Origin of the sequence: Staphylococcus sp. HMSC059F04 (assembly GCF_001812565.1) — a bacterium.
Lineage (GTDB): Bacteria > Bacillota > Bacilli > Staphylococcales > Staphylococcaceae > Staphylococcus > Staphylococcus lugdunensis.
The window spans coordinates 208,179-215,711 of sequence record NZ_KV809462.1 but is presented as its reverse complement, the minus strand read 5'-3'; the positions used below and the strand labels follow the sequence as shown (position 1 = coordinate 215,711).

6 protein-coding genes are annotated in these 7,533 nt (G+C 33.1%); 3 read left to right on the top strand and 3 right to left on the bottom strand.

Annotated elements, in window-relative coordinates; genetic code table 11:
- Positions 1 to 282 precede the first annotated feature (282 nt).
- A complete protein-coding gene (locus HMPREF2864_RS01545; RefSeq protein ID WP_002459055.1) occupies positions 283 to 1,038 on the bottom strand; it encodes an SDR family NAD(P)-dependent oxidoreductase in 756 nt (251 codons plus the stop codon).
- An 87-nt stretch (positions 1,039 to 1,125) separates the two neighbouring features.
- Here HMPREF2864_RS01545 and proC point away from each other — a divergent pair, with 87 nt between their 5' ends.
- Positions 1,126 to 1,938 (top strand): pyrroline-5-carboxylate reductase, encoded by an 813-nt coding sequence (gene proC / locus HMPREF2864_RS01540; protein WP_002478155.1) that lies wholly within the window; start codon positions 1,126 to 1,128, stop codon positions 1,936 to 1,938.
- Between the two features lie 87 nt (positions 1,939 to 2,025).
- On the opposite strand, the gene rnz is transcribed toward proC, so the two are convergent.
- A complete protein-coding gene (rnz, locus tag HMPREF2864_RS01535) occupies positions 2,026 to 2,949 on the bottom strand; it encodes a ribonuclease Z (protein ID WP_002459053.1) in 924 nt (307 codons plus the stop codon).
- Between the two features lie 154 nt (positions 2,950 to 3,103).
- Here rnz and zwf point away from each other — a divergent pair, with 154 nt between their 5' ends.
- Positions 3,104 to 4,588, top strand: a complete 1,485-nt coding sequence (gene zwf, locus HMPREF2864_RS01530; RefSeq protein ID WP_002459052.1) for a glucose-6-phosphate dehydrogenase — start codon at positions 3,104 to 3,106, stop codon at positions 4,586 to 4,588.
- A gap of 141 nt (positions 4,589 to 4,729) precedes the next feature.
- A complete protein-coding gene (locus HMPREF2864_RS01525) occupies positions 4,730 to 5,611 on the top strand; it encodes an AraC family transcriptional regulator (RefSeq protein ID WP_037542915.1) in 882 nt (293 codons plus the stop codon).
- 264 nt (positions 5,612 to 5,875) lie between these two features.
- Here HMPREF2864_RS01525 and HMPREF2864_RS01520 read toward each other — a convergent pair whose 3' ends face one another.
- Positions 5,876 to 7,522 carry a glycoside hydrolase family 13 protein gene (locus tag HMPREF2864_RS01520; protein WP_070544878.1) on the bottom strand — a complete coding sequence of 549 codons (1,647 nt, stop codon included), beginning with the start codon at positions 7,520 to 7,522 and terminating at the stop codon, positions 5,876 to 5,878.
- Between the last annotated feature and the right edge of the window lie 11 nt (positions 7,523 to 7,533).

Sequence of the window (7,533 nt, the reverse complement as noted above, 5' to 3'; positions counted from 1 at the left end):
CACCCCAACTTGCTTTGCTTGGTGAAATGCTTTTGCATTTCTCTTTGTTGGGGCCCCGGCACTGTTTTCTCATGAGTTTTGTTATAAATATTATGTATTTACATGTCATTTTACGGTGAAGTGCTTTTAAAAAAGTATGGCGCTTTTGTATCATTTAATATTCGTTAATAATCGCAATGAATGAGGTGCCTTATGAATAAGAATAATGACATGAAGCAACATATGTTATCAATAGAAATTTCAGTTTTAACATCTTTAATGTTTAGCCTACAAATTATTTCATTACATTTTATTTTTAAATAATGGTGCAAAAATACGTTCAAATGTTCTTGGAGCAAGTTGATATATTTTGAGCATTTGATGCATCCATGTCGGTTGATTTATTTCTTGCTCTTTTCTAATTATGCCTTTAATAACTCGGTGTGCTAACTGTTCAGGTTCAATCATTAGACGACTATACTTTGTTGCATATGTCATCGTGGGGTCTGCTTTTTTATGAAATGGCGTTCGAATCGGACCAGCATTAACAACCATAATATGTAATTCAGGTGATTCTATTCTTAATGCGTTTAACGAAGCGTTTAAAGCTGCTTTAGATGCACTGTAATGTGCGGCATGTGCTTGAGTAACAAAAGCAGCTTGGCTTGAAATAGCTACGATTGATGCCCCATTAACTAAATAAGGTGCTAAACCATAAAAGAGCAAATGAAATCCAAGTAAATTAACTGCATAAGTTTCTATCATTTCCTTATTTGAATGAGCGGCTATAGATTTAAAGTAACCTAAACCTGAGCTATAAATAATGCCATCAATAGTTTCTGACCATTGTGAAGTAAGTGCTATAATGTCATTTTGTTGTTCTAAATCACAACATATTGTTTGAATTTGTCCTTTGTATTTATTTAACGACAATGATTGATACTTCTCTATGTCTCTTATGATTAAGGTCACTTTTGCGCCATGACTTAGCAATGCTTTTACAATTTCTAAGCCTAAGCCACTTGTTCCTCCAGTTACAACATAATGTTTACCTATCATTTTGTTCTCCTTTTAGTATCAATTTCGACCATATTTTATAGTTATGTTACTATGTATCTATCAAAAGGGGAAGGAATTGATATAATAATGAAACTTGTTTTTTATGGTGCAGGTAATATGGCTCAAGCTATTTTCACAGGTATTATTAATGCAAATAAGTTAGAATCAAATGACATTTATCTTACGAATAAATCTAATGAAGAGCGCCTTAAAACATTTTCAACTCGCTTAGGTGTTGAATATAGTTATGATGATGCAGCTTTATTAAAAGGTGCAGATTATGTTTTTTTAGGAACAAAACCACATGATTTTGAAACTGTTGCCAAACGCATTCGTCCATATATACAAGATAATAATCGCTTTATATCAATCATGGCAGGACTGCCTATTGATTATATTAAACAGCAACTTGAAGTTAATCAGCCAGTAGCGCGTATCATGCCTAATACAAATGCCCAAGTGGGTCATTCAGTCACAGGTATTAGCTTTTCAAATAATTTTGGACCAACTGCTAAGCAAGAAGTGATTGATTTGGTAAACGCCTTTGGTTCTGTAATAGAAGTTGACGAAAGTCATTTACATCAAGTGACAGCAATTACTGGAAGTGGTCCAGCTTTCCTTTACCATGTATTTGAACAATATGTCAAAGCCGGGACAAATCTTGGTTTAGAGAAGCGTCAAGTAGAAGAATCAATCCGTAATCTTATAATTGGTACGAGTAAGATGATTGAACGTTCAGATTTAAGTATGGAACAGCTTAGGAAAAATATTACATCCAAGGGTGGTACTACGCAAGCAGGGTTAGATGCGCTTGCAGAGCATAATATATCGGGTATATTTGAAGACTGTTTAAATGCGGCTGTTAAAAGAAGTATAGAATTATCTAAAAATGATAACTAATACAATTAAAACATTAAATAGAGTAGCATAGAAATCTTTAAGTTAAACTGATTTTCTGTGCTACTCTATTTTATATATTATTTATTTTTATTCAATTTTGAAAGTGTCGAAATCGTTTACAAATATGAAATTAGGTACATTGTCTTGCTGCAAAAGATGATTATAAATGTGATGAATATCCTCTTTATTATAGCGATTACTCATATGAGTGATTAATGTTTGCTTAACATGTGCCTGATGAATAAGCTGAAATACATCATCTATATGACTATGATGATAGTTATTTGCTAATACTTTATCCCCTTCTATGTATGTAGCTTCATGAATCATTAACTGAGCGTCCTGTGCTATGATTTTCTCGTTGGCACATGGCTTAGTATCTCCAAATATTGCTATGATTGGACCTGGTTTTGCTAATCCTTTAAAGTCTTGGGATTTATAAATAATATTATTAAATTCAAATGTATCGTTATCCTTAACTTCTTGGTATTTAGGACCTGGCTCAAGTCCGAGTGCTTTCAAAGCTTCGACATTAATTTTACCTGGTGTTGTAGGCGCTTCAACTCTGTAACCATAAGATACAATGCCATGGTTTAGAACCTTTGCAGTTACCTTAAACCCATTATGATGATAACTAAAGCCATCGTCGATTTCTATAAAAGTAATTGGATAATTCAAGTGAGATTCAGATAAGCTTAAAGTTGTTTCAACAAATGCCTTGATTCCATGAGGGCCAACCAAAGTTAAAGGTTTACTTTCTCCTCCTTGAAATGAGCGACTTGTTAATAAACCTGGTAATCCAAAAATATGATCGCCGTGCATATGCGTTATAAAAATATGATCAACTTTACCGAGTTTAATGGAATGATGTAAAATTTGATGTTGTGTTCCTTCGCCTACATCAAATAGCCATATTGAATTAGAGTAAGGTTCCAAATTTAAAGCAATTGCTTGTGTATTTCTTTCTTTTGTAGGCAAGCCTGCGCTCGTACCAAAAAACGTTACTTCCATGCATATGCCTCCTTTACTTCAATATATTTTATCATAAGTAATGACAATTGTTATAATAAGAAATAAAGTATAATATAAGCAAAAAGATATGAATACCTGTCCCTTTTATTTTATAATAAGAAAATCATATCCCTAAAGAATTGAGGTTTTGATCTTGAGTACAAAAAACAAACATATTCCTTGTTTAATTACAATTTTTGGAGCAACTGGTGATTTAAGTCACAGAAAGCTTTTCCCATCTCTTTTCCATTTATTTCAACAAAATAATCTTGATGAACATATTGCTATCATCGGAATTGGTCGCCGAGATTTAACAAATGATGAATTTCGTCAACAAGTTGCATCTTCTATACAACACCATGTAGGCAATACAGACTTATTAGATGAATTTATGACGCATGTCTATTATCATCGTCATGATGTCAATGATGAGGCAAGTTATCAATCGTTGTTAACTTTTTCAAATGAATTAGATAAGCAATATCAATTACAAGGTAATCGCCTATTCTATTTAGCTATGGCACCTCAATTCTTTGGTATTATTTCAGATTTCTTAAAAACATCTAGTCTTACTAATACACATGGTTTCAAACGTCTAGTTATAGAAAAACCATTTGGCAGTGATTTGAAATCTGCAGAATCTTTAAACAAACAAATTAGAAGATCGTTCAAAGAAGAAGAAATATATAGAATTGATCATTATTTAGGTAAAGATATGGTGCAAAACATTGAAGTGTTAAGATTTGCCAACGCGATGTTTGAGCCTTTATGGAATAATAAATATATTTCAAATATTCAAGTAACATCATCAGAATTATTAGGTGTTGAAGATCGTGGAGGATACTATGAATCAAGTGGTGCATTAAAAGATATGGTGCAAAACCATATGCTTCAAATGGTGGCTTTACTTGCCATGGAAGCACCTATTAGTTTAAAAAGCGAAGATATACGTGCCGAAAAGGTAAAAGTATTAAAATCTTTACGTAAATTAGAGCCAGAAGAAGTTAAACAAAACTTTGTACGTGGCCAATATGGTGAAGGTTATATTAATAATAAGCCAGTTAAGGCTTATAGAGATGAGGATCGAGTAGCAAATGATTCTAACACGCCAACGTTTGTGTCAGGTAAATTAATGATAGACAACTTTAGATGGGCTGGTGTACCGTTTTATATCCGTACAGGCAAACGTATGAAGTCAAAAACAATTCAAGTTGTAGTTGAGTTTAAAGAAGTTCCAATGAATTTATATTATGAATCAGATAAGCTGTTAGATTCTAACTTATTAGTCATTAATATCCAACCAAATGAAGGTATTTCACTGCATTTAAACGCTAAAAAAAGCATCCAAGGTATCGAAACTGAACCAGTTCAACTATCTTATGCAATGAGTGCTCAAGATAAAATGAACACAGTTGATGCGTATGAAAACTTACTTTTTGATTGTCTAAAAGGAGATGCGACTAACTTCACGCATTGGGAAGAATTAAAATCAACATGGAAATTTGTCGATATCATTCAAGAAGAATGGACATTAAATGACCCTGTATTTCCTAATTATGAATCTGGAACTAATGGTCCGCTTGAAAGCGATTTATTATTAAGCCGAGATGGTAATCACTGGTGGGACGATATTCAATAAAAACATAAAGAGCAGCATATCGTTTTATGTATTCGAGTGCTGTTCTTTTATTTTTAAATTAATGTGACCGTAATTGGTGTATATTTAGTGAAATTATTGTAAAATATAATGTAATGATTGAAATTTATTGGAGTGAAAGTTTTGGACGTTATTAAGCAGCTACAACAGGCCATTGTTTATATTGAAGACCGCATTACCGAGCCGTTTAATTTGCAGGAATTAAGTGATTACGTTGGTCTTTCACCTTACCATCTCGACCAATCATTTAAAATGATTGTGGGTTTATCTCCATCAAATTATGCTCAAGCAAGAAAAATGACACTTGCAGCAGAAGATATGATACAAAATTCATCACGTCTTGTTGATGTTGCAAAAAAGTATCAATATGCTAATGCAAATGATTTTGCAAATGATTTTAGTCGTTTTCATGGTCTCTCACCTATTCAAGCATCTACTAAAAAAAATGAACTTAAAATTCAAAAAAGAGTATACATAAAATTATCTACAACAGAGCGTGAACCATTTCCCTATAGATTAGAAGAAACCAGCGATATTGCGCTGGTTGGGCATGCACGATATATTAATACAAACCAACTGTCCAATCCATTTAATGTTCCAGACTTTTTAGAAGATTTATACCTTGATGGTAAGATTAAAGATTTATTAAAGTATAATAATGTAAGCCCTTATGAATTATTTGTCATTAGTTGTCCTTTAGACAACGGGTTGGAAATATTTGTCGGCGTTCCTAGTGATCGATACCCGATGCATTTAGAAAGTAGACGCTTACCTGGTCGTCATTATGCAAAGTTTAATCTGCACGGTGAGATAGATTATGCTGTAAATGAAGCATGGCATTTTATTGAAACGAGTTTGCAATTAACATTGCCTTATGAACGAGATAGCCTTTATGTCGAGATATATCCACATGAGATATCTTTTGAACAACCAACTAAAATTCAACTTTGGTTACCAATACAACAAGAAACATATCATTTAGATTCAGAAGATGAAATAGAATAATGTGACAAACGACAAGTCTGGGACATAAAGTTCTTGGACAAATAAAAAAGCAATTTCTATTGAAATAATATAGGAACTGGCCTTTTTTAAGTATGTTGATGTGAAATTACGCATAAATGAGATGTATTTTTGCAAGACCCTTTGCGGTACAGAATTCATAATGAATTCGTAGTCCCGCCCCGGCAAGGTTGACTAGGATTGAAAAAGCTTGGTATTAGCGTATTTTCAATCCAGTCAACTACTGCCAATATTATAGTGGTCAAACTAAAGTTCTGCAACAAAACATTCATATGGTTGGACTTTTTCCAGAATTACTTCACTTGGATAATTGTGTAATTTAATCTTGGCATGCGTAATATCAAATGGTAAATTAAGTTTTGCTTCAGTTTTTGTTAAATTAGCTGCTACTACAACAGTTTTATCTCCAAGTGTGCGTGTGTATGCAAATATTTTAGAATTATCAGCATCTACTAAATCAAATTGACCATAAGTATAAATGTCATCAGATTTTTTTAATTTAATTAATTTTTTATAAAAATTCAATACAGAATGTTCATTACTTAATTGCACTTTAACATTGATCGTTTTATAGTTAGTATTGACTGGAAACCATGGTTGCCCTTCTGTAAATCCACCATTCACACTATCATCCCATTGCATTGGTGTACGCGCGTTATCACGATTTTCCATTTTATACTTGTCTAGTAGTTTTTCAACGTCTCCACCTGACTTTTTCACAATTTGATATTCATTTTTTACAGCTATATCATTAAATGTCTCTATGCTTTCAAATGGATAGTTGGTCATACCTATTTCTTGTCCTTGATAGATAAATGGTGTACCTTGTTGTAAGAAATAAACTACAGCGTGGCTTGTCGCCGACTCATACCAATATTTTTTATCATCTCCCCATGTTGAAACTCTACGTGGTTGGTCATGATTTTCAATAAATAATGCATTCCACCCTATGCCTTCGAGACGTTTTTGCCAATGATTTAAGACATTTTTGTAGGCGTTGACATTAAATTTTTGGTCTCCTGTTGACCATAATCCGAGATGTTCAAATTGAAAAATCATATTAAATTTTCCTTCGTCCTCGCCTACCCACTCTTCTGCATTATCTGGATTAACACCATTTGCTTCACCCACTGTCATAATATCATAATGACTCAAAGATTTATCTTTCATTTCCTGAAGCCACGCTTGTATACCTGGTTGATTCATATCAACATCAAAGGCAGGTGCATAGGATTTACCAATTGGAACTGGTAAATCCCCTGCTTCAAATGTTTTCTTAATATGAGTAATTGCATCAACTCGAAATCCATCAATTCCTTTATCAAACCACCAATTCATCATGTCGAATATGGCTGTTCTTACTTCAGGATTATGCCAATTTAAATCGGGTTGTTTTTTACTAAATAGATGGAAATAATATTGTTGTGTTTGAGTATCATATTCCCAAGTAGATCCATTAAAGATACTTTCCCAGTTATTTGGCTCTGAACCGTCTTCTTTAGGATCTCGCCATATATACCAATCGCGTTTGGGGTTATTCTTGCTTGATTTTGATTCTATAAACCATGGATGCTCATCAGAAGTATGATTAACAACTAAGTCTAAAATCAATTTCATATCACGTGCATGAATTTCATTTAACAGTTGATCAAAGTCAGACATTGTACCAAATTCATCCATGATTGCTTGATAATCACTTATATCATACCCATTATCATCATTAGGTGATTGATACATTGGACTTAACCAAATGACATCAATGCCTAAATCTTTTAAGTAATCTAACTTAGCAATGAGACCGGGTAAATCCCCGATACCATCATTATTACTGTCATTAAAGCTTCTAGGATACACTTGATATGCGACCGCTTCTTTCCACCAATTTCTTTTAATTGACATAGTAC

Bases quoted from the DNA above. Each gene is read 5' to 3' on its own strand.
- HMPREF2864_RS01545 (WP_002459055.1), bottom strand. From the start codon at position 1,038: ATGATAGGTAAACATTATGTTGTAACTGGAGGAACAAGTGGCTTAGGC.
- proC (WP_002478155.1), top strand. From the start codon at position 1,126: ATGAAACTTGTTTTTTATGGTGCAGGTAATATGGCTCAAGCTATTTTC.
- rnz (WP_002459053.1), bottom strand. From the start codon at position 2,949: ATGGAAGTAACGTTTTTTGGTACGAGCGCAGGCTTGCCTACAAAAGAA.